General features: G+C 70.8%; 20 protein-coding genes. 15 read left to right on the forward strand and 5 right to left on the reverse strand.

The genetic code is table 11. From position 1 onward, the window contains the following. Nucleotides 1-207 (reverse strand): hypothetical protein (locus FIF60_RS08100; protein WP_144185565.1); only part of this gene is annotated, 207 nt, incomplete at its 3' end. 77 nt (nucleotides 208-284) lie between these two features. Between FIF60_RS08100 and purM the strand changes: the two genes are divergently transcribed. Genes purM through FIF60_RS21910 form a run of 3 tightly spaced genes read left to right on the forward strand, consistent with a single transcriptional unit; the run spans nucleotide 285 to nucleotide 2191 of the window. Then, nucleotides 285-1343, forward strand: coding sequence for a phosphoribosylformylglycinamidine cyclo-ligase (purM, locus tag FIF60_RS08105; RefSeq protein ID WP_144185661.1), 1059 nt, complete (start codon nucleotides 285-287; stop codon nucleotides 1341-1343). Between the two features lie 2 nt (nucleotides 1344-1345). After that, nucleotides 1346-1993 (forward strand): phosphoribosylglycinamide formyltransferase, encoded by a 648-nt coding sequence (gene purN, locus FIF60_RS08110; protein WP_144185566.1) that lies wholly within the window; start codon nucleotides 1346-1348, stop codon nucleotides 1991-1993. 60 nt (nucleotides 1994-2053) lie between these two features. Beyond that, entirely contained in the window at nucleotides 2054-2191 is a 138-nt protein-coding gene (locus FIF60_RS21910; RefSeq protein WP_204251136.1) for an aa3-type cytochrome c oxidase subunit IV, read from the forward strand. A 59-nt stretch (nucleotides 2192-2250) separates the two neighbouring features. Here the strand turns inward: FIF60_RS21910 and ndk are convergent, their stop codons facing one another. Beyond that, nucleotides 2251-2673 (reverse strand): nucleoside-diphosphate kinase, encoded by a 423-nt coding sequence (gene ndk / locus FIF60_RS08120; protein ID WP_144185567.1) that lies wholly within the window; start codon nucleotides 2671-2673, stop codon nucleotides 2251-2253. A 210-nt stretch (nucleotides 2674-2883) separates the two neighbouring features. Here ndk and FIF60_RS08125 point away from each other — a divergent pair, with 210 nt between their 5' ends. The 6 genes from FIF60_RS08125 to FIF60_RS08150 all read left to right on the forward strand — a co-directional run bounded on the left by FIF60_RS08125 (nucleotide 2884) and on the right by FIF60_RS08150 (nucleotide 9647). Continuing rightward, nucleotides 2884-4752 (forward strand): ABC-F family ATP-binding cassette domain-containing protein, encoded by a 1869-nt coding sequence (locus tag FIF60_RS08125; protein WP_144185568.1) that lies wholly within the window; start codon nucleotides 2884-2886, stop codon nucleotides 4750-4752. A 105-nt stretch (nucleotides 4753-4857) separates the two neighbouring features. Next, entirely contained in the window at nucleotides 4858-6081 is a 1224-nt protein-coding gene (locus tag FIF60_RS08130; protein ID WP_144185569.1) for a hypothetical protein, read from the forward strand. 310 nt (nucleotides 6082-6391) lie between these two features. Then, nucleotides 6392-6865 (forward strand): MOSC domain-containing protein, encoded by a 474-nt coding sequence (locus FIF60_RS08135; RefSeq protein ID WP_144185570.1) that lies wholly within the window; start codon nucleotides 6392-6394, stop codon nucleotides 6863-6865. 25 nt (nucleotides 6866-6890) lie between these two features. Next, nucleotides 6891-7820 (forward strand): PDR/VanB family oxidoreductase, encoded by a 930-nt coding sequence (locus FIF60_RS08140; RefSeq protein ID WP_144185571.1) that lies wholly within the window; start codon nucleotides 6891-6893, stop codon nucleotides 7818-7820. Nucleotides 7821-7877: 57 nt separating this feature from the next. Beyond that, nucleotides 7878-8846, forward strand: a complete 969-nt coding sequence (locus FIF60_RS08145) for a Bug family tripartite tricarboxylate transporter substrate binding protein (RefSeq protein WP_144185572.1) — start codon at nucleotides 7878-7880, stop codon at nucleotides 8844-8846. A gap of 6 nt (nucleotides 8847-8852) precedes the next feature. Continuing rightward, a complete protein-coding gene (locus FIF60_RS08150) occupies nucleotides 8853-9647 on the forward strand; it encodes a DUF3891 family protein (RefSeq protein ID WP_144185573.1) in 795 nt (264 codons plus the stop codon). 14 nt (nucleotides 9648-9661) lie between these two features. Here the strand turns inward: FIF60_RS08150 and FIF60_RS08155 are convergent, their stop codons facing one another. From FIF60_RS08155 to FIF60_RS08165, 3 genes are read right to left on the reverse strand one after another with little or no spacing between them, the layout of a single operon-like run. Next, on the reverse strand, nucleotides 9662-10108 hold the full coding sequence (locus FIF60_RS08155; protein WP_144185574.1) for a DNA polymerase III subunit chi: 447 nt from the start codon (nucleotides 10106-10108) through the stop codon (nucleotides 9662-9664). 4 nt (nucleotides 10109-10112) lie between these two features. Next, nucleotides 10113-11528, reverse strand: coding sequence for a leucyl aminopeptidase (locus FIF60_RS08160; protein ID WP_144185575.1), 1416 nt, complete (start codon nucleotides 11526-11528; stop codon nucleotides 10113-10115). A 27-nt stretch (nucleotides 11529-11555) separates the two neighbouring features. Next, nucleotides 11556-13073: a leucyl aminopeptidase gene (locus FIF60_RS08165; RefSeq protein WP_144185576.1), complete on the reverse strand. Its 1518-nt coding sequence runs from the start codon at nucleotides 13071-13073 to the stop codon at nucleotides 11556-11558. 100 nt (nucleotides 13074-13173) lie between these two features. Here FIF60_RS08165 and cysQ point away from each other — a divergent pair, with 100 nt between their 5' ends. The 6 genes from cysQ (at nucleotide 13174) to FIF60_RS08195 (ending at nucleotide 20915) form a co-directional block, all read left to right on the forward strand. Beyond that, nucleotides 13174-13956, forward strand: a complete 783-nt coding sequence (gene cysQ, locus FIF60_RS08170) for a 3'(2'),5'-bisphosphate nucleotidase CysQ (RefSeq protein ID WP_239451551.1) — start codon at nucleotides 13174-13176, stop codon at nucleotides 13954-13956. Further along, on the forward strand, nucleotides 13953-14930 hold the full coding sequence (locus FIF60_RS08175) for an L-threonylcarbamoyladenylate synthase (protein ID WP_144185578.1): 978 nt from the start codon (nucleotides 13953-13955) through the stop codon (nucleotides 14928-14930). Before cysQ ends, FIF60_RS08175 begins: the two co-directional genes overlap by 4 nt. An 88-nt stretch (nucleotides 14931-15018) precedes the next feature. Then, on the forward strand, nucleotides 15019-16485 hold the full coding sequence (locus FIF60_RS08180) for an FAD-binding oxidoreductase (protein ID WP_144185579.1): 1467 nt from the start codon (nucleotides 15019-15021) through the stop codon (nucleotides 16483-16485). 28 nt (nucleotides 16486-16513) lie between these two features. After that, nucleotides 16514-17638, forward strand: coding sequence for an LPS export ABC transporter permease LptF (gene lptF, locus FIF60_RS08185; protein ID WP_144185580.1), 1125 nt, complete (start codon nucleotides 16514-16516; stop codon nucleotides 17636-17638). A gap of 5 nt (nucleotides 17639-17643) precedes the next feature. Next, nucleotides 17644-18756 carry an LPS export ABC transporter permease LptG gene (gene lptG / locus FIF60_RS08190; RefSeq protein WP_144185581.1) on the forward strand — a complete coding sequence of 371 codons (1113 nt, stop codon included), beginning with the start codon at nucleotides 17644-17646 and terminating at the stop codon, nucleotides 18754-18756. Further along, nucleotides 18756-20915, forward strand: coding sequence for an LPS-assembly protein LptD (locus FIF60_RS08195; RefSeq protein ID WP_144185582.1), 2160 nt, complete (start codon nucleotides 18756-18758; stop codon nucleotides 20913-20915). Before lptG ends, FIF60_RS08195 begins: the two co-directional genes overlap by 1 nt. The last annotated feature ends 26 nt before the right edge of the window (nucleotides 20916-20941 follow it).

Here is a 20941-nt window from a genome sequence, read left to right on the forward strand (position 1 = left end):
GCCGGCGATGGCCCGCTCGCGGGCGGCGGTGGCGGTGTCGGCCGTCGCTTCGGCCGGCACGCCGCGGACCGCGAAGCCGCTGCCGCCCTGGGCGAGCGCGCGGCCAGGCAGCAGCAGAGAGGCGAACGCCGCACCCATGACGCCGCGGCGCGTCAGTCCCGCGACCGATCGGCGGCTGATTTCTCCGAGGCAGCCCTCTATTGTCACGCGCGAAATCCCCCGGATGTTCCGGCGGCCGTCCCTCGGCCCGCCGGGGTGACCCCCTTAGCCGATCGGAGGCCCCCATCGCCAGCCTGACCTACCGCGACGCCGGCGTCGACATCGCGGCCGGCGATGCCCTCGTCCACCGCATCGCCCCGCTTGCCCGCGCGACCGCGCGCGCCGGCACGATGGGGGGGCTCGGCGGGTTCGGGGCGCTGTTCGACCTGCGCGCCGCCGGGTTCACCGACCCCGTGCTCGTCTCGACGACCGATGGCGTCGGCACCAAGCTCAAGCTTGCCATCGACACGGGCCAGCACGGCACCGTCGGCATCGACCTCGTGGCGATGTGCGTGAACGACCTCGTGGTCCAGGGCGCCGAGCCGCTGTTCTTCCTCGACTATTTCGCCACAGGTTCGCTCGCGGTCGAGCAGGCGGCGACGGTGATTTCCGGCATCGCCGAGGGCTGCCGCCAGGCGGGTTGCGCCCTGGTGGGCGGAGAGACAGCCGAGATGCCGGGGCTCTACGCAAGCGGGGACTATGACCTCGCGGGCTTCGCCGTCGGCGCGGCCGAGCGGGGCAGCCTGCTTCCCGCCCCCGATATCGGCGCGGGCGATGTCGTGCTCGGCCTCGCCTCCTCGGGCGTGCACTCGAACGGGTACTCGCTGGTACGGCGGATCGCTGCCGCCGCGCATGCCGGCTGGGGCAGCGCCGCGCCCTTCGCGCCTGGCCAGACGCTCGGCGAGGCGCTGCTCGCGCCGACCCGCATCTACGTGAAGCCGGTTCTCGCGGCCCATCGCGCGGGGCTGATCAAGGCCGCCGCACACATCACCGGCGGCGGGTTGCCGGGGAACCTGCCGCGCGTGCTGCCAGCCGGCACCGCCGCCGCGCTCGATGCCTCGGCCTGGGCGCCGCCTCCCGTGTTCGGCTGGCTGGCCCGCGCCGGCGAGGTGCCGGCGGAGGAGATGCTGCGCGTGTTCAACTGCGGCATCGGCATGGCGATCGTCGTCGCCGAGGCGAAGGCGAAGCAGGCGGCAGCGCTTCTGGCCGCGGAGGGCGAGCGCGTGTTCAGCATCGGCCGCATCGTGCCGGGAGACGGCGATGCGGTCGTGACCATCGACCCGCCGGCGGACTGGTTCCGCTGAACATGGCCGAAAGGCTTCCGGTCGCGGTGCTGATCAGCGGCCGCGGCAGCAATATGCGCGCCCTGCTCGAGGCCGCCTCGCGTCCCGACTACCCCGCGCGGATCGTTCTTGTCCTTTCCAACGTCGTCGGCGCCCCCGGCCTTGCCGTGGCATCGGCCGCGGGGGTGGCGACGGCGACAGTGCCGCACAAGGGCCTCACGGGTGCCCGCGAGGCGCATGAGAGGCTGGTCGATGCCGCGCTGCGCGAGGCCGGCGCCGAGCTCGTCTGCCTCGCAGGCTATATGCGGCTTCTCACGCCGTTTCTCGTCTCTGCCTGGGCGGGGAGGATGCTGAACATCCACCCTTCCCTGCTGCCCGCCTTCCCCGGCCTCGACACGCACCGGCGCGCGCTCGAGGCCGGCGCGAAGCTGCATGGCTGCACGGTGCACCGCGTCACCGAGGCGATGGACGATGGGCCGATCCTCGGCCAGGCGGCGGTGCCCGTGCTCGCCGGCGATACCGAGGCCACGCTTGCGGCGCGTGTTCTCGCGGCCGAGCACCGGCTCTACCCCGCCGTGCTCGCGGCCGTGGCGCGGGGGGAGGCCGGTCGCGTGCCGGAGGCGGGGGCGATGCTCCTCAACCCCTTGCCGTTGCCCGGCCTGGCCGACTAGAACCCCGGCCAGACGACCAGAACGAACCAAGGTGAGGCGATGGCCCAGCACGGAACGCACGTGACCACCGACACCAGTGTCGACCCCGCCTTCCTGAAGGACCGCGAGGCGATGCTCGGCGGCTTCATCACCTTCACCACCTGGTCGGTCGTGGGCATCATCGCCCTTCTCGTGCTGATGGCGATCTTCCTCGTCTGACCGGACGAGGGAGCGGGGCGGCCCGAAGCCGCCCCGAATCACTCAGGCCATCAGGCGGCTCAGCCGACGATCTCGCAGCCGGCGAAGAAGTAGGCGATCTCGATCGCGGCGTTCTCGGGGCTGTCGGAACCGTGCACGCTGTTGGCCTCGATGCTCTCGGCGAACAGCTTGCGGATCGTTCCCTCGGCGGCGTTGGCGGGGTTCGTCGCACCCATCAGCTCGCGGTTCTTCGCCACTGCGTTCTCGCCCTCGAGCACCTGCACCACCACGGGGCCGGAGCACATGAAGTCCACGAGGTCGTTGTAGAACGGCCGCTCTGCGTGCACGGCGTAGAAGGTCTTGGCCATCTCGCGGCTCATCCAGATGCGCTTCTGCGCGACGATCCGCAGCCCGGCGCCCTCGAAAACCGCGTTGATCTTGCCGGTGAGGTTCCGGCGCGTGGCGTCCGGCTTGATGATGCTGAAGGTGCGCTCGTTGGCCATGGGCAGGTTCCTTGCTCCTCGTGAGGTGGCGCGCATCTACGGCAGGTGCCGGCAAAAGGAAACCCGTCAAACCGCGCGCCTCCCCTTCCTTCCCCCTGCCCCGAGGCGCTCGAGCAGATCGCATGCGGCTGCAAGCGGTATACGTGAAGATGCTCGCAAGGATAGAAGAGAGCCGTTCCACCCAAGTGGAAACGGCTTTACACCGCGCCCATGACGATCCTCACCCTCCGCGGCGCCACCATCCGGGTCGCCGGCCGCACCCTGCTCGACCAGGCTGACCTGACGCTCGATGCGGGGCGGCGCGTCGGCCTCGTCGGCCGGAACGGCGCGGGAAAATCGACGCTGCTCAAGGCCATCTCGGGCGACCTCGCGCTCGACGGCGGCACGCTCGCCGTCTCCCCGCGCATCCGCATGGGCAAGGTCGCGCAGGAGGCGCCGGGCGGAGAGGCCTCACTCGTCGAGACCGTCCTCGCGGCCGATCTCGAGCGCACGCGCCTTCTGGCGGAGGCCGACACCGCTCCGCCCGAGCGGCTCGGCGAGATCCATGACCGGCTTCGCACGATCGGCGCCGATGCCGCGCCCGCCCGGGCCGCCACCATCCTCGCCGGCCTCGGCTTCGACGCCGACGCGCAGGCGCAGCCCGTCGGCTCCTTCTCGGGCGGCTGGCGAATGCGCGTCGCGCTCGCCTCCGTGCTGTTCGTCGAGCCCGACCTCCTGCTCCTCGACGAGCCGACCAACCATCTCGACCTCGAGGCAACGCTCTGGCTCGAAGCGTGGCTGACGAAGTTCCCGGGAGCGGCGATCATCGTCAGCCACGACCGCACGCTGCTCGACAACACCGTGCACGCCATCGCCCATCTCGATCGCGGCAAGATCGCGGTCTATCCGGGCGGGTTCGACGACTTCGTGCGCATCCGCACCGAGCGCGCGGAGCAGCTTGCGGCGGAGGCAACGCGCATCGCCGCTCAGCGGGCGCATCTGCAGGAATTCGTCGACCGGTTCCGCGCCAAGGCCTCGAAGGCCCGACAGGCGCAGAGCAAGCTGAAGGCGATCGCCAAGCTGCCGGTGATCGAGGCGGTGGTGGAGGACACGCCGACGCGCTTCGCCTTCCCCGAGCCGCAGGCGCTTGCCCCGCCCATCGTGACGGTCGACGGCGCGTCCGTCGGCTATGGCGGGCCGCCCGTGCTGTCGAACCTCTCCTTCCGCATCGACCAGGACGACCGCATCGCGCTCCTCGGTCGCAACGGCAACGGCAAGTCCACGCTCGCGAAGCTGATCGCCGGCCGGCTCGAGGCCGAGCGTGGGCATGTCTTCCGCACGCCGAGGCTCACCGTCGGCTTCTTCGCGCAGCACCAGGAGGACGATCTCGTCCTCTCCGAGACGCCGATCGACCACATGGCCCGCGCCCTGCCGCGCGCGAACCCGATGCAGGTGCGCTCGCAGCTCGCGCGCTTCGGCCTCGACGCCGATCGTGCGAACACCAAGGTCGGCTCCCTCTCGGGCGGGGAGAAGGCGCGGCTGCTGCTCTCGCTCGCCACGCGCGACGCGCCGCAGCTTCTGATCCTCGACGAGCCGACGAACCATCTCGACATCGACGCGCGCGAGGCGCTCGTGCGCGCGTTGGCCGACTACAACGGCGCGGTGGTGCTGATCACGCACGACCCGCATCTGGTCGATCTGGTGGCGGATCGTCTCTGGCTCGTCGCGGACGGCACGGCGACGCCGTTCGACGGCGACCTCGACGACTATCGCGCCTGGCTCGCCGAACGCGCACGCCCGCCGAGCGCGAAGGCGGAGGCAGGCGACAAGGCCGGGGACCGCAAGGCCCGCGCGGTTGCGCGCGCCGCGCTCGCGCCGCTTCGCCGCCGCGCGCAGGATGCAGAGAAGACGATCGCGAAGCTCGCCGAGGAGCGTGCGGCGATCGAGGCGAAGCTTGCCAACCCAAAGCTCTATGCCGGCGCGGGCAAGGCCGTGGAAATCGCGCTCGCCAACGCGCGCCTCGCCGCCATCGCGCGCGAGACGGCTGCGGCCGAGGAAGCCTGGCTCGAGGCGCAGACGGCGCTCGAGGAAGCGAGCTGAGCAGCGCGGGGATCGGACGGTGCGGATCCACGTTGCTTGACAACGCACCTGCAGGGGGTTTCACCCTGGCGCAGGGAACGAAACGACACTTCACCGAAATCAGCGATGGCATCAGCAACAACGATCCTGCGCCTTGCGCAGCACGGCACGGCTGGCGGCACGCGGCGCGTCATCACCGTTGAGCAGCGGCGCAATCATGTGGCGCTCTCACGCAGCACGACGACGATGCTGATGCTCGAGACCGATGCTCCACCACCACGCACACATGATGGTGCGTTGTTCTGCGTGTTGCAGCATGCCATGCGCCTGGGCTCACCGGTTCATGTCGAAGGCACGCTCAGCCCGCGCGCACTGCGCAATCAAGCGGAGTTGCAGACCTATTGGGCGCGCTGGCGGCGCGGAAAGCTTTCGCCGGTGCGCGTGACGGCCGATGCACTCGCGCCGTTGTCGGCACTTCCGCCACAGCGGGCGCTCGCCGTGTTCTCCGGCGGTGTGGATGCCACTGCGACGCTTCTGCGCCATACGGGCGTGCTGCCCAAGGAGGAAGCCGAACCGCTGGCCACGGCGCTCATGGTGCACGGTTTCGATGTGCCGCTCGAGCACGAGCTTGCCTTCAACCGCCTCGTTGCGCGCGTCATGCCGCTGCTGGCTGAACGAGGGGTACCCCTGATGCGGTTGCGCACCGATGTGCGCACCACACTTGAGCAGGACTGGGAGGATTCGCACGGTCTCCAGCTCGGCTGCATGCTGCATCAATACGCGCATGAGTTCGGTATCGGCTTGATCGGCTCCGGCGAGCCAATTGATCTTGCCGTACCCCCCTGGGGCTCGACGATGGCGACGGATCATCTGATGTCGGGCGACGACATGGCCATGCGCCATGACGGCGGCGGCTTCACGCGCACCGAAAAGCTCGCGCTGATCGCGCATCACCCAACGGCACTGGCCACACTCAAGGTCTGCTGGTTGGGTCCACAGCAGGACGTCAATTGCGGGGTGTGCGCAAAATGCGTGCGCACGCGACTTGCGATGTTCGCCTGCGGCGTGACCGAAACGCCTTGCTTCGACACGCCCTTCCACCCTAGCCACATCGCTAGTCTGGAACTGTACCCCAGGGAAGCGGACAGGTTCGACGAAATCCTACGTCAGGCTGCGCTGAACGGCATTGATGCGCCCTGGACGCATCAGCTCAGGCACAAGCTCCAGTCTTTCAGGCGTGCTGATCGGTATCGTTATGTGGGTGATGCTTGGCATCGTATGCGCGCCACGGTGGCCATACGCACGCGCTTGCGCGCGCTGGCGGCGCGGTTTGGCATGCAAAGCGACTAGGTCGCTTGACGGTGCACCACCAAGGCCCTAGCGCGACGCCCTAACGCTGAAGGCAGTGGGAGAAACCAAAAATGATCACACGCCGCTCGGGCCGCGACGCGCGCGCCGATCCTCGTGAGGCTTGCGCAGGCCTTCGGCACGGCGGTCGCCGCGCCGGAGACGCGCGAGAGGCTGCTCGCTCAGGGAACGGTGCCGCTTGCCGGCGACGGAGCCGCGTTCCGCTCGCTCATCGCGTCCGGATCGGCCAAAAGGGGCGCCACTAATGCAGGGCATCACGCCCGGTTGAGTCACACTGCACCAGGGGAACGCCATGCCGCTGATCTTCGACGGGGAGCTTCTCTCCATCCACATCGCCGAAGCCGCATCCGTCGAGATGGAGACCCTCGCCGAGGCCAACCTCATCGCCGGCGTCGGCATCGAGGGGGATCGCTACGCCACCGCAAAGGGCACCTACAGCAACAAGCCGCACGCCGACAGGCAGGTGACGCTGATCGACGAGGAGACGCTGACCGCGCTCAAGCGCGACCACGGAATCGATCTTTCCCCGGAGGAGACGCGGCGCAACCTCGTTGTGCGCGACGTGCCGCTCAACAACCTTGTCGGGCGTGAGTTCCGCGTCGGCTCCGTGCGTCTCTATGGCGGGCGGCTGAACGTTCCCTGCAAATATCTCGACGACCTGCTCGGCAAGCCTCTGTTCGGGCCGCTGACCAACCGCTCGGGCCTCAACTGCCGGATCATCGAGGGCGGAACCATCCGGCCCGGCGACAGGATCGTTCCGGCCTGAATCGTTCCGGCCTGAGCGAATCGCCATGCGCGTGCTGATGCCCGTGACTGTCGCCGATGCGCGGATGGCCACACCGCGCGTGCGGGTGCTGACGCTCAGGCATGCGAGGCGCGACAGGCTTCCCCCGTTCCAAGGCGGTGCGCACACGCTTCTCACGCTCCCTGACGGAACGAAGCGCGCCTACTCGATCGCCTCCGACCCCGCGCGGGAGGAGGCGTGGGACATCGCGGTGCTGCGCGAGGGGCACGGATCCTCGATCCTGCATGAGCTGCCTGTCGGCTCACGGCTCTACGCCACGCACCCTCAAGCCGGGTTCGGTGCGGCCGCCGGCGCGGCGCGGCACGTGATGGTCGCGGGCGGCATCGGCCTCACCCCCTTCCTCTCGATGCTTCCGCCGCTGATCCGTGCCGGGGCCGACGCCACGCTGCATCTCTGCGCGCGCGAGGAAGGCTCCGCGCCGCTCGTCGCCGAGACGCGCGTGCTGCTCGGCGAACGGCTCGTCACCTGGTTCGGCGATGCGCGGCGGCGTCTCGACCTCGCCGCCCTGCTTGCTGGCCACGAGCCGGGAACGCACGCCTATTGCTGCGGCCCGCAGCGCATGCTCGAGGCGTTCCGCGCTGCAACCGCCCACTGGCCGGACGAAGCGATACATACCGAGACGTTCCTTGGCCTCGCGCCCGAGCGCGCCACCTCCGGCGAGGCCTTCTCCGTTCGCCTCGCCCGCTCCGGCGTGACGCTCGATGTGCCGGCGAACCGCTCCCTGCTCGACGTGCTTCGCGAGGCCGGCGTCGCGCCCGAGGCAAGCTGCGAAGGCGGTGCGTGCGGCACCTGCACCGTGCCTGTTCTTGCCGGACGCGTGGTGCATCGCGACCTCTGCCTTTCCGGGCCGAAGCGCGCGCGGATGATGACCACCTGCGTCTCGCGGGGAGAGGGAGAGCTCATTCTTGATCTCTGAGCTTGACGCTCTGCCCCCGACCCCGTAGCGCAGGGGCATAGGGAGGATCCCAGCACCATGATCACACGCCGTACCGTTCTCGCCGCCGCGCCCGCCGCGCTTGCCCTGCCAGCGGCAGCGCAGGAGGGCTACCCCTCCCGCCCCATCCGCATTGTCATCGCCTATCCGCCAGGCGGCAGCACCGACGTGCTCGGCCGCGCGCTCGCCCAGCGTCTGTCGGAGCTGTGGAACGGCGCTGCGGTCGTCGTCGAGAACCGGCCCGGAGGCGGGGCGATCGTCGGCACCCAGGCGGTGGCCCAGGCCCCGGCCGACGGCTACACGCTCGCGCTCGGCAACAACCAGACGCACGCCTCGAACCAGGTGATGGCCCGCAACCTGCCCTACAACGCGGTCGAGAGCTTCGCGCCGATCGCCCGCCTCGCCTCGGTGCACCACGCGCTCGTCGTGCCGGCGAACCACCCGGCGAAGACGCTGGCCGAGCTCGTGGCGAAGGGGAAGAACGGCGGCAAGGTCACCTACGCGTCCTCCTCCGTCGGCTCGGCGAGCCACGTGATCGCCGAGAGCCTCGCCCGACGCTTCGGCATGGACGCGACGCACGTTCCCTATCGCGGCGGCGCGCAGGCGACGACCGATACGGTCGCCGGCGTGGTCGACTACTTCATCTCGACCTGGCCGCAGGTCGTGACGCTGGTGCGTGACGGCAAGCTGCGCGCGCTTGCCATCGGCGCGCCGCAGCGCCTGGCCGATGCGCCCGACGTGCCGACCTTCGACGAGGCCGGTGCGCCGGGCATCTCCGTCGATGCCTGGTTCGGGATGTGGGCGCCTGCCGGCACGCCTGCGCCAATCGTGAACCGCCTTGCCGAGGCGTTCCTCGCCATCATCGCCGAGGCGCCGATGCAGGAGCGGCTGAAGGGCCTCGGCTTCTCCGCAGCACCCCTGCCGCCGGCGGAGTTCGCTGCCTTCCAGAAGGCCGAGGTTGCGCGCTGGGGTGAGCTCGTCGAGCTCACCGGCATCAGGATGGAGTAGGGGGCCATGCTGTTCCGACGCATCGCGGGCAGGCAGACGGTGATCGTGCCGCAGCCCGCGCATGCCTGGATCAGCGGCCAGCTCGCACGTGCCTGGGGGAACGACCGCTTCGGCGAGGTGTTCCCGCGCGAGGCCGTGTGCCTCGCGGCCGAGCAGCACGACATCGGCTGGCTCGGCTGGGAGGCGGAGCCGACGCGCGATCCGTCAACCGGCCAGCCCTGGAATTTCACCGCTCTGCCGCGCACCGTGCACGCGCCGCTCTGGGCAAAGGGCGTCGATCACGCGCTCGCCTCGCTCGGCCGCTACCCGGCACTGCTCGTCTCGATGCACGGCGTCGGCATCTATGTGCGCTTCGGCAAGTCGCCGCCCGGCAGCGCGGATGCGGCAGCGGTCGAAGCCTTCAACGCGGCGGAGACGGCGCGGCAGGGCAGGCTGCTCGCCTCCCTCGCGGCGGAGCCGGAATGGGCCGAGGCGGCACGCCCGGCGACGGTCGCGCGCAACAGCGCGCTCGTCCTGGCGTGGGACCTGATGTCGCTGATCATCTGCCACGGCCTCACCGGCTCGCGCGACGTGGTGGAGGTTCCGGACGCCACCGGCCAGACCACGCTGACGATGACCGCGGTCGATGACGATCCGGAACGCATCGCGATCGATCCTTGGCCGTTCCGGGAGCGCAGCGTCACCGTCGAATGCGAGGGTGTCGTGCTGCCGGAGGGTCCGTTCGAGAACGACGAGACGATGCGCGCGGCACTTTCCGCCGCACCGCGCGCCGCCGTGCGCGCGGTCCTCGTGCCCCTCTGATCCGATTGGCCTGATCAGCCGGCCTTCTTCTCCCAGCCACGATCGGTCTGCTGCCAGTAGGTGAGCGTGTCGCCCGCTGCCTTCGCAGCAGCCCAGCGGGCGCGCGCCGCGGCGACGGCCGCCTCGTCACCGCCGTCGAACAGGTCGAACACGCGCGCATAGCCTTCCGTCGACCCGTCGGCGCCATCGATGAGGAAGAGATGCGCCGCGCCGTTCGGGTTGTCCGTTCCCGTGGTGAGCCAGATCGGCTGGAGATCGGCATTCCCGGTGCCGGCATGGCCGTGCGGAAGCCAATCCGGGTCCGGGCTGAGCCACAGCGCGGTCGAGAGCGGCTCGAGCCGCTCGGGCACGCCGATCCGCACCACGGCGCGCGCGTTCTGCGCCAGCACCCGTCCGAGCAGCTTCGGCAGCGCCGTCTCGAGCGGCGTGCGCGTCAGGTGATAGAAGCCGCGCTCGGCCAATCCATCACTCCTCCGGCATCTCGAAGCGAAGCGAGACGAGCTTGTCGAGCAGCCGTGCGCCGAAGCCGGTCGCCCCCTTCGGCCCGAGCGGCTCATCCTCCTCCCGCGCCTCGACGCCGGCGATGTCAAGATGGGCCCACGGCGTGTCGTGCGCGAAGTGCCTCAGGAAGGCCGCGGCGTGGCACGCATCGGGCTGCATCCTGCGCGGCGAGCAGTTGCGCAGGTCGGCGATGTCGCTCTTCAGCTCGTCCTTGTAGCCCTCCGTCAGCGGCATCGGCCACACATGCTCGTCCACCGCCTCGCCGGCGGCGGCGATCTGGGCGGCGAGCGCTGCGTCCGTCGCGAACAGGCCGGCCCGGTGATGGCCGAGGGCGACGACGATCGAGCCCGTCAGCGTCGCGAGGTCGATCATCGCGCGCGGGCGGAAGCGCTTCGCCGTCCACGCCAGGCAATCGGCCAGCACGAGGCGCCCCTCTGCATCGGTGTCGATCACCTCCACGGTCGTGCCGTCGACGGTGCGCACGATGTCCGACGGCCGCTGCGCCTCCGCACCCAGCATGTTCTCGGCAAGCCCCAGCACGGCGACGGCCGGCGCGGGCGAACGGCGCAGCGCGAGCGCGAGCATCGCACCCGCGCAGGCGGCCGCGCCCGCCATGTCGGCGCGCATGTCCCACATCCTGTTCGCCGGCTTGATGTCCACCCCGCCCGTGTCGAAGGTGATGCCCTTGCCGATCAGAGCGACAGGCGGCGCCTCGAACTTTCCCTTCCAGCGCAGGACGACGACGCAGGGAGGCTCGGCCGAACCCTGCGCGACGCCGAGCAGCGCGCCGAACCCTGCCTCACGCAACGCCTTGCGCCCGAGCACCTCCACGGCGAGGCCGTGCGTCTCGAGCTCGCGCAGCCGCGCGGCGAAGCGGTGCGGGGTGAGACGGTTGGCGGGCTCGGTGACGAGCTCGCGTGCGAGCAGCGCGCCAGCGACGCCGGGGCGAAGCATGTCCCACACCGCCCCGGCCTGGCGCTTGTCGGCCACCGCGATATCGATCCGTTCGAGCAACGGCGGCGGGGGTTCGTCCGTCGCCGGGACAGGAGCGCGGGAGTAGCGCCAGGCGCGCAGCATGGCGCCCACGGCCGCTTCGGCCGCAAGCGCTGCGGGAAGCGTGCGCGCATCGATCGCAAGCCGCGTCTCGCCATGCGCGCGTGCCGCGGCCCGGCCCGCCGCCTCGCGCACCGTGCGCGGCGAGGGGGCGGTGCCGAGGCCTGCGGCGATCACACGGCGTCCGGAGGCGTCGTGGTGCGACGCCGCCTCGTCCGCCGCGCCGGTGAAGCCCGCGAGCCGCAGCGCGGGCGCGGCATCGGGGCCCGCGAGCACCGCGTGCGCGCCCTTCTCCGGCATGCGCCTGCGGAAGCGAACCTCGATCATTCGCGCCGCGCCGCCCATGCCGTGGCGTCAGCCCTTCGCCTTGGCCTCGTGGTGCTCGGCCACAAGCGTGTCGAGCAGCCGCACGCCGAATGCCGTCGCGCCCTTCGGCGTCGTCGGCTTGTCCTTCGAGCTCCACGCCGTGCCGGCGATGTCGAGATGCGCCCAGGGGCAGCCATCGACGAAGCGCTGCAGGAACTGCGCCGCGGTGATCGCCCCGCCCGGGCGCCCGCCGATGTTCTTCATGTCGGCGATGTCGGATTTCAGCATCTTGTCGTAGGCGTCGCCGAGCGGCATGCGCCACACCGGCTCGCCCGTCACCTTTCCGGCGGCGATCAGCGTCTGCGCAAGCGCGTCGTCGTTGGCGAACAGGCCGGCATGCTCATGGCCGAGGCTGATGATGATCGCCCCCGTCAGCGTCGCGAGGTCGATCATGCAGGCAGGGTCGAAGCGCTGCTTGCAGTACCAGAGCACGTCCGCCAGCACGAGGCGGCCCTCCGCGTCGGTGTTCAGCACCTCCACCGTCTGGCCCGAGGCGGTGGTGACCACGTCTCCCGGCCGCTGCGCCGTGCCCGAGACCATGTTCTCGACGAGCCCGACGAGGCCGACCGCATCGACCTTCGCGCGGCGCCCTGCGAGCGCGGCCATGAGCCCGATCACCGTTCCGGCGCCGGCCATGTCCCACTTCATGTCCTCCATGCCGGCGGCCGGCTTGATCGAGACGCCGCCCGTGTCGAAGGTCACGCCCTTGCCGATGAAGGCGAGCGGCTTGGCGGACCCCTTCGCCGCCTTGCGGCCCTTCGCCGCGCCCGAGGTCCCGTGCCACTGCATCACCACCATGCGCGGCTCGTTGGCCGAGCCCTGCGCGACGCCGAGCAATGCGCCAAAGCCGAGCTTCCTCATCTCCTTCGGCCCGAGCACCTCGACGGCGAGGCCCAGCGACTTCAGCGCGAGGCACCGGTCGGCCATCTCTGCGGGCGTGAGGATGTTGGCAGGCTCGCTCACGAGATCGCGGGAGAGGAACACGCCGTCGGCAACCGCCTTCGCGGCCGGCCAGGCTGCCTTCGCCGCGGAGGCGTCGTCGGCCATCACCGTGAGCTTGCCGAGCTTCGGCTTGTCCTCGGGCTTCTCCTTGGTGCGGTACTTGTCGAAGCGGTAGCTCCGCAGCACCGCGCCGAGGGCGGCGCGCACGGCCCCCTCCGCGCCGAGGGTGGCCGCGCCGCGCGCGTCGATCGCGGCGGCCGTGTCATGCGCAAGCGCGGCATAGGCGGTGCCGCCGGCCTCCTCTGCGCCGAACCCCGTGAGGTCGCCCGCCTTGCCGAGCCCGACGAGCACGAGCCGCGGCAGCCCCGTGCCGGACGGTGCGAGGATCGTGCAGCTCTGCCCCTTCCTGCCCTTGAACGAGGCCGCCTCCGCCGCGCGGGTGACGGCCCCCTCGGTCGCTGCGTCGAGATCGGCGAGCGCGGTGGGGAGGCCATCCTCCGCGACGAGCACGGCGAGCGCGCCGTTCTTCGGCATGGAGGGCTTGGCGAAGCTGATGTCCGGCATGGGTGACCCTTGTTCGGTGTTGGGACGGGCGGGACGGGTCGCGCACAGTAGCGACCGATGCCGAGCTTTGCCATCTGCCCCGGCCGGGGTAGAGAGCGGCGTGGACCATGACCTCCAGGCCCTTCTGGGCCTTGCCGAACGCCTCGCCCGACAGGCCGCCGCCGCGATCATGGAGGTGCGAGCGCGTGGCTGCGCCATCGAAACGAAGGCGGACGAGACGCCGGTGACGGAGGCCGATCGCGCCGCGGAGGCGCTGATCGTCGCCGGGCTTCGCGCCGCAACCTCCGCCATTCCTGTGGTGGCGGAGGAAGAGGTTGCGGCGGGGCGGATCGCAGAGGCCGCGCCGCTCTTCTGGCTCGTCGACCCGCTCGACGGCACCCGCGAGTTCGCCGCAGACAGGCCGGACTTCGCCGTGAACATCGGTCTCGTTCGCGACGGCCGGCCCCTGCTGGGCGCCGTCGCGCTTCCGGCAACGGGCGAGCTCTTCACCGGCATCGTGGGGCCCGTGGCGCGTGGCGGGGGGGCGTGGAAGCAGGACGGTTCGGGGCGCCGGCCGATCGCCGCGCGTCGCATCCCGCCTGAAGGCGCGGTGATCTACGCCTCCCGCCACTACGCCGATGACCCGCGCATCGCCGCCTTCGCCGCAGGCCACCGCGTCGCGCGGCTCGTCAATGTCGGCTCGGCGGTGAAGTTCTGCCGCATCGCCGAAGGAGAAGGCGACCTTTACCCCCGCTTCGGCGTCACCATGGAGTGGGATACCGCCGCCCCGCAGGCGGTGGTGGAGGCGGCGGGGGGAAGCGTCACGGTCGAGGGCGGCGCGCCGCTTCTCTACGGCAAGCCAGGCTGGCGGAACCCGGACTTCCTGTGCCGGGGCCTCGCGTGACGGCTGAGCTTGCGGCCGATGCGGCGGGCATCGTCGCGGCGGCGGGCCTCCTGCGCGGCGGCCGGCTCGTCGCCTTCCCGACGGAAACCGTCTATGGCCTCGGCGCGGATGCGACCAACGAGCGCGCGGTCGCTGCGATCTTCGAGGCCAAGGGCCGGCCGCATTTCAACCCGCTGATCGTCCATGTTCCGGACGCCGCGTCGGCGTTCTGCCTCGGCGTGGCCGACCAGAGGGCCGAGCGGCTTGCCGCAGCGCTCTGGCCCGGGCCGCTGACGCTGGTGCTGCCCTGCCGGCCCCGCTGCCCCGTCGCGCTGCTTGCCCGCGCGGGGCTCGACACGGTGGCCTTGCGCGTTCCCTCCCACCCCGTCGCGCTCGCGCTGATGCGCGAGGCCGGCGTTCCGGTCGCCGCCCCTTCGGCAAACCGCTCGGGAGAGGTCAGCCCGACCACGGCGGCCCATGTGCGGGAGGGGCTGGCGGGGCGGATCGACGCCGTGCTCGATGCCGGCCCCTGCCCGGTGGGTCTCGAATCGAGCGTGCTCGACCTCACGGGCCCGATGCCGGTGCTGCTCCGCCCAGGCGGGGCGACGGTGGAGGCGATCGAGGCCGTGGTCGGGCCCGTTGCCCTGCCGATGGACCAGGCGACGGCGGAGGGCGCGCGCACGCTGCGCTCGCCCGGCCTGCTTCTCTCGCACTACGCGCCGAGCCTTCCCGTACGCCTCGAGGCCACGGAGGCGGGGGCGGACGAGGCCCTGCTCGCCTTCGGCCCCGCCCCGCCCGGCGCACCGCTGACCTTCAACCTCTCCGAGGCAGGCGACCTCGCGGAGGCGGCCTCACGCCTGTTCGCCGGGCTGAGGTGCCTCGATGCCGAGGGCCGTGCGCGGGGGCTCGCGCGGATCGCCGCGATGGCCGTGCCTTCCCGCGGCCTTGGTCTGGCCATCAACGATCGCTTGAAACGGGCTGCCGCGCCGCGCTGAGCACGGTTGCGGCGGTTGACCCGGCTCGCCCAAGGGGTGAAACCTCGGCGCCGAGCCTGGTGGACGGGCGAGGAGTGTGAGCGAGACCATGCCGGACACGACCCCACCTGCCGCGTCGTCGATCGCCCGGGGCGGCTTCACGCCTGCCCTGGCCGAGCGGCTGCACGCGCTGCTCGGCGACAAGGGCATGCTCACCGACCCGGGCGACATGGCGGGCTATCTCCGCGAATGGCGCGGGCTCTGGACCGGCCGCTCACCCGCGATCCTGCGCCCCGCGACGACCGAGGAATGCGCCGAGGCGGTAAGGCTCTGCGCGGAGGCGGGGGTGGCGATGGTGCCGCAGGCCGGCAACACCTCCATGGTCGGCGCCTCGGTGCCGCACGAGGCGGGCGAGGAGGTGGTGATCTCGGTCTCGCGGATGAACCGCATCCTCGAGCTCGACCCGGTGGACATGACGATGACGGTCGAGGCCGGCGCGGTTCTCGCAACCGTGCAGCAGGCCGCGCTCGAGGCGGACTGCTTCTTCCCGCTCTCGCTCGGCGCGGAAGGCACGGCGCAGATCGGCGGCAACATCAGCACCAACGCGGGCGGCAACACCACGCTCCGCTACGGCAATGCGCGCGACCTCGTGCTCGGCCTCGAGGTGGTGCTGCCGGACGGGCGGGTGCTCGACATGCTTCGGCGGCTGAGGAAGGACAACACCGGCTACTGCCTGCGCCATCTCTTCATCGGCGCGGAAGGCACGCTCGGCATCATCACCAAGGCGGTGCTCAAGCTTTTCCCCCGCCCACGTGAGACCGAGCTCGCCTTCGTCGCGGTCGAGAGCGTCGAGGCGGCGCTCGCGCTGCTGAACCGCTTCCAGCGCCATGACGGCGCGTCGCTATCCGCCTTCGAGTACATGATGCGGTTCGGCCTCGACCTCGTGTTCCGCCACATCCCCGGCGCCGTCGATCCCCTCTCCGCGCGGCACGAGCATTACTGCCTGGTCGAGCTGTCCTCGCCCCGCCCGCAGGCGCAGCTTCGCGCGAGCATGGAGGCAGTCCTCGAGGCCGCGCTCGAGGAAGGGCTCGTGCGCGATGCCGTGATCGCGGAGAGCGATGCGCAGCGCGCCGCGCTGTGGCGGCTGCGGGAGGAGCATTCCGAGGCGCAGAAGCGCGAGGGTGCGTCGATCAAGAACGACGTCTCGGTTCCGGTCAGCCGCGTTCCCGCGCTGCTCGCCGAGGCGTCCGCGGCATGCCGCGCCATCGTTCCTGGCATTCGGGTCTGCGCGTTCGGCCACGTCGGGGACGGCAACATCCACTTCAACCTCGCCGTTCCCGAAGGTGCGGATGATGCCGCGTTCCTCCGGCGCTGGGACGACGTGGCGGCGGCGGTGAACGGGGTGGTGCGTCGCTTGGGCGGCAGCTTCAGCGCCGAGCATGGCGTCGGACGCCTCAAGACGAAGACGCTGGCCGCCTGGCGGGAAGGGCCGGAGCTCGACGTGATGCGCGCGATCAAGCGCAGCGTCGATCCGGCGAACCTGATGAACCCCGGCAAGGTCGTTCCGCTCGCTTGAGGGAGCGGGCAGCCGGGCACAGGAACAGATGGGTCATCTCTTCACCTACGTGCTGAAGCAGCTCGGCCTCGCGCTGCTGGCCGTCACCGCCGGGCTCGCGGTGCTGATCTGGATCACGCAGTCGCTGCGCTTCATCGAGCTCGTGCTGAACCGGGGCCTGTCGCTCGTCGTGTTCTTCGAGCTGACGCTGTTCATGCTGCCGAACTTCGTCGCGATCATCCTGCCTGTCGCGACCTACATCGTGATCCTCGCCGTCTATCAGCGGCTCGAGAACGACCGGGAGCTCGTGGTGATGCGCGCTGCGGGCATGAGCCAGTTCGCGCTTGCACGCCCCGCGCTCGCGCTCGCCGGCATCGCGGCCCTGATCGGCTGGGCGATGAATCTGTGGGCGGTGCCGGAAAGCTACCGTGCCTTCCGCGAGTACCAGTTCGAGATCCGAAACCGCATGGCGGCGGTACTCATCCAGGAAGGCGTGTTCAACAGCCTCGGCGAAGGGCTCACCGTCTATGTCCGCCTGCGCGACGCGGACGGCACGTTCCACGGCATCATGGTCAATGACGAGCGGGACCCGGGCGCTCCGTCGACCATCCTCGCGGAGCGGGGACGGCTGGTCCTTGCGGGCGAACTGCCCCAGGTGACGCTCGAGAACGGCACGCGGCAGGAGCTCGACCCGCGCACCGGGCGGCTGCGCATCCTGACCTTCTCGGAGAACACGCTGACGCTCGCGACGCCAGCCGAGCGTGACGAGGTGCGCTACCGCGATGCCCGCGAGCGCGGCGTGCTCGAGCTCCTCAGCCCCGAGCCGGGAGAGCAGGTGAGCGCGCGCGACAGGGCGCGCTTCACCGTCGAGGCGCATCAGCGCCTCTCGGGCCCCATCTTCACCCTCTCGCTTGCCGCCGTAGGCCTCGCGGTCCTGCTCAGCGGAAGCTTCAGCCGCCACGGTCGAAGCGGCCGTGTCCTCGCCGCCGTCGCGGTCGGCTCGGCGCTCGTCGCGCTCGGGCTCGCGATCGGCAATGCCGTGGCGAGCCGGCTCGCCCTCGTGCCGCTGATCTGGGTGCACGCACTGCTGCCGGGCATCGTCGCTGCCGTGGTGCTCATGCGGCCGCCCGCCTGGCGCGTGCCCGCCTCGGACGGCCTCGCGGCGGAGCGCTGAGCGCGATGCGGATCACCCGCGTGCTCTCGTCCTATGTCGGCCGCATCTTCTTCGGCTCGACCGTCGCCGTGCTCGCGGGGCTTCTCGCCGTCGTCGCGCTGTTCGACGTGATCGAGCTGATGCGCCGCGCCTCGGGCCGGACGGACGTGGGCTTCGGCGACCTCGTCGGCATCACCGCGCTGAAGCTTCCCTTCCTCGCCATTGAGATCCTGCCGTTCGCGATCTTGCTCGGCGGGCTGATCGCCTTCTGGCGGCTGACGCGAAGCTCGGAGCTGATCGTCGCGCGCGCTGCCGGCGTTTCGGCCTGGCAGTTCCTTGCCGTGCCCGTCGGGCTCGCGGTCGGGCTCGGGCTGTTCGCGACGCTGGCGCTCTCGCCCGTCTCGGCGATGATGCTGGCACGCGCCGAGCGGCTCGACACGTCGCTCCTTCGAGGCGGAGCAGGAAGCTTCGGCCTTTCCGGCGACGGGCTCTGGGTCCGCCAGCACGACGAGCAGGTGCCTGGAGGCGGCTGGTCGATCATCCACGGGCGTCGCGTCGAGATCGCGGGCAGCGCGCTTCGCCTGCAGGGCGTGACGGTGTTCCGCCTGACCGAACGCGATGCCTTCCATAGTCGGCTCGAGGCCGAATCGGCCGAGCTCCAGCCCGGGCGCTGGCGGCTCGCCAATGCCGCCTCGGTCGCTGTCGAACGGCCGCGCGAGCCGCTTCCCGAGGTCATGATCCCGACCGACCTGACCGTATCGCGCCTGCAGGACAGCCTCGCCCCGCCCGACACGCTGAGCTTCTGGGCGCTGCCGCGCTTCATCGCCGTGCTCGACGATGCGGGCTTCTCCTCGCTGAAGCATCGCCTGCGCTTCCAGGCGCTGCTCGCGCTGCCCCTGCTTGCCGGTGTGATGGTTCTCGTCGCGGCGGGGTTCTCGATGCGCCAGTCGCGGCGTGGCGGCGTCGGCCTCGCGATCGCCGCGGGCATCGCCGCGGGCGTCGCGCTGTTCGTTCTGAGCAAGGTGGTCGGCGAGTTCGGCGGGTCGGGGACCATTCCCGTCGCGCTCGCTGCGTGGACGCCGGCCGGCGTCGGCCTCGCGCTAGCCGTCGCCATGCTCCTGCATCTCGAGGACGGGTGATGCGGCGGCATATCCGCCGTGGCGCGCTTCTCGCCTCCACCGCCCTCATGCTCGCCGCCGGGGCGGCCGCGCAGCAGGCGGGCCGCGAGACGAGGCCGGAGGCGCGCGAGCCGGTCGCCTTCACCGCAGGCGAACTCTCCTTCGACGAACGCTCCAACACCGTGATCGCCTCCGGTGGCGTTGAGGCGTGGCAGGGCGGCCGCGTGCTGCGCGCCCGCGAGATCCGCTTCAACCGCAACACGAACCGTATCCTCGCGCGCGGCGACGTGGCGATCGTCGAGGAGGACGGGCGGGTGCTCTTCGCAGAGGAGGCCGAGCTCACCGACGACATGCGCGAGGGCGTGGCACGCGACATCCGCGCCCTGCTCGCCGAAGGCGGCCGGTTCGCCGCGAACGGCGCGCGCAGGAGCGAGGGTCGCTTCACCGACATGCGCCGCGGCGTGTACTCGACCTGCGAGTCCTGCCCCGAGAACCCGCAGCGCCCGCCTCTCTGGCAGATCAGGGCAGACCGGGTGATCCATGACGAGCAGGAGAAGACCGTCGAGTATTTCGACGCCACGCTTCAGTTCGCCGGCGTGCCCGTTGCCTACGTTCCGTACTTCTCCCACCCCGACCCTTCGGTGAAGCGGCAGTCGGGGTTCCTGTTCCCCGATTTCGGCTCCTCGAAGCATCTCGGTGCGTTCTTCCGCCAGCCCTACTACTGGGCCATCTCGCCGCAATCGGATGCGACGTTCGCGCCGATGATCACCTCGCGGCAGAACGTGCCGGTGTTCGGCGAGTACCGCCGTCGCTTCAACAGCGGCTTCTTCACGGTGCGCGGCAGCGGCACGATCGACAGCGACCGGGAGGGACGCGGCCACATCTTCTCGACCGGCCGCTTCTCGATCGACGAGACCTGGCGGGCGGGCTGGAACCTGCAGCGCTCGTCGGACCGCGACTACCTGCGCCAGTACCGCGTCGGCAATCTCGACAGCTCCTCGGCGCTGGTGACCGAGCCGTTCGTCGAGGGGTTCGGGCGCAACTTCTACATGCGCGCCGACAGCTTCTGGTACCAGGGCCTGCGCGTGGACGACAGCCGCGACGAGATCCCGCTCGTCCTGCCGCGCGGCTATGCCGAGTACGTGACCGACATCGACCGCCTCGGCGGACAGCTCAACACCTCCGTCGGCTTCTTCGCGACGAACCGGCGCACCGGCACGGACACGCGCCGCGTCGCCTCGCGCGCGACCTACAGCGTCCCGATCTCTGGGCCGATCGGCGATGTGTGGACCTTCGCCGGCAATCTCGACGTCATCGGCTACAATGTTGGCGGTGATACGACCGCCACGCCGGTACCCGGCGGGCGCGACGGCACCTATGGGCGCGCCCACCCGCAGGTCTCGGCAACCTGGCGCTGGCCGCTGATCCGCGCCGGCTGGGGCGGGGCGCAGCTGATCGAGCCGATCGTGCAGGCCGTCGCGGGCCCGTCGATCGGCGACACGACGCGCTACCCGAACGAGGACAGCGTCGATCTCGAGTTCTCGGCGTCGAACCTGTTCGGCTTCAACAAGTACCCGGGCGTCGATCGGCTCGAGGGAGGCACGCGCATCAATGCCGGCCTGCGCGGCGCCTGGTATGTCGGCGGCATGAGCATCGACGGGCTGTTCGGCCAGTCCTACCGCCTCACGGACGACAGCTCCTTCCCAGCCGGATCGGGGCTCGAGAGCAGGCGGTCGGACTACGTCACCCGGCTCTCCGTCTCGCCGAACGAGTACGTGACGCTGAGCTATCGCGGCCGGTTCGACAACGACAACTTCTCGAACGCGCTGTCCGACTTCAACGGCACGTTCAGCTATGGCGGGCGATATCTCAGCCTCTCGTACATCGATGCCCCGGCTCAGCCGCTTGCGCTGCAGCCGGAGGCGCGGCGCGAGATCGTCGCCGCGGTCGGCGGCAAGATCCACGGGTTCTGGCGCGGCGCGGTCGGCGCACGGCGCGACCTCGAGGCGAACGAGATGGTCGCCTCCTTCGGCAGCCTCACCTACGAGGACGAATGCTTCGCCTTCCAGGCGATCTACTCCCGCCGCTTCTCAAGTACGCAGACGCAGGACCAGGGAACCGACCTGATCTTCCGGCTCGTGTTCAAGACGGTCGGCGATTTCGGCTTCTCGGCCTTCTGATTGGCCCATCAGCCACGGAGGCATTG

This window comes from Elioraea rosea (assembly GCF_007644105.1).
GTDB classification, from domain to species: domain Bacteria; phylum Pseudomonadota; class Alphaproteobacteria; order Acetobacterales; family Acetobacteraceae; genus Elioraea_A; species Elioraea_A rosea.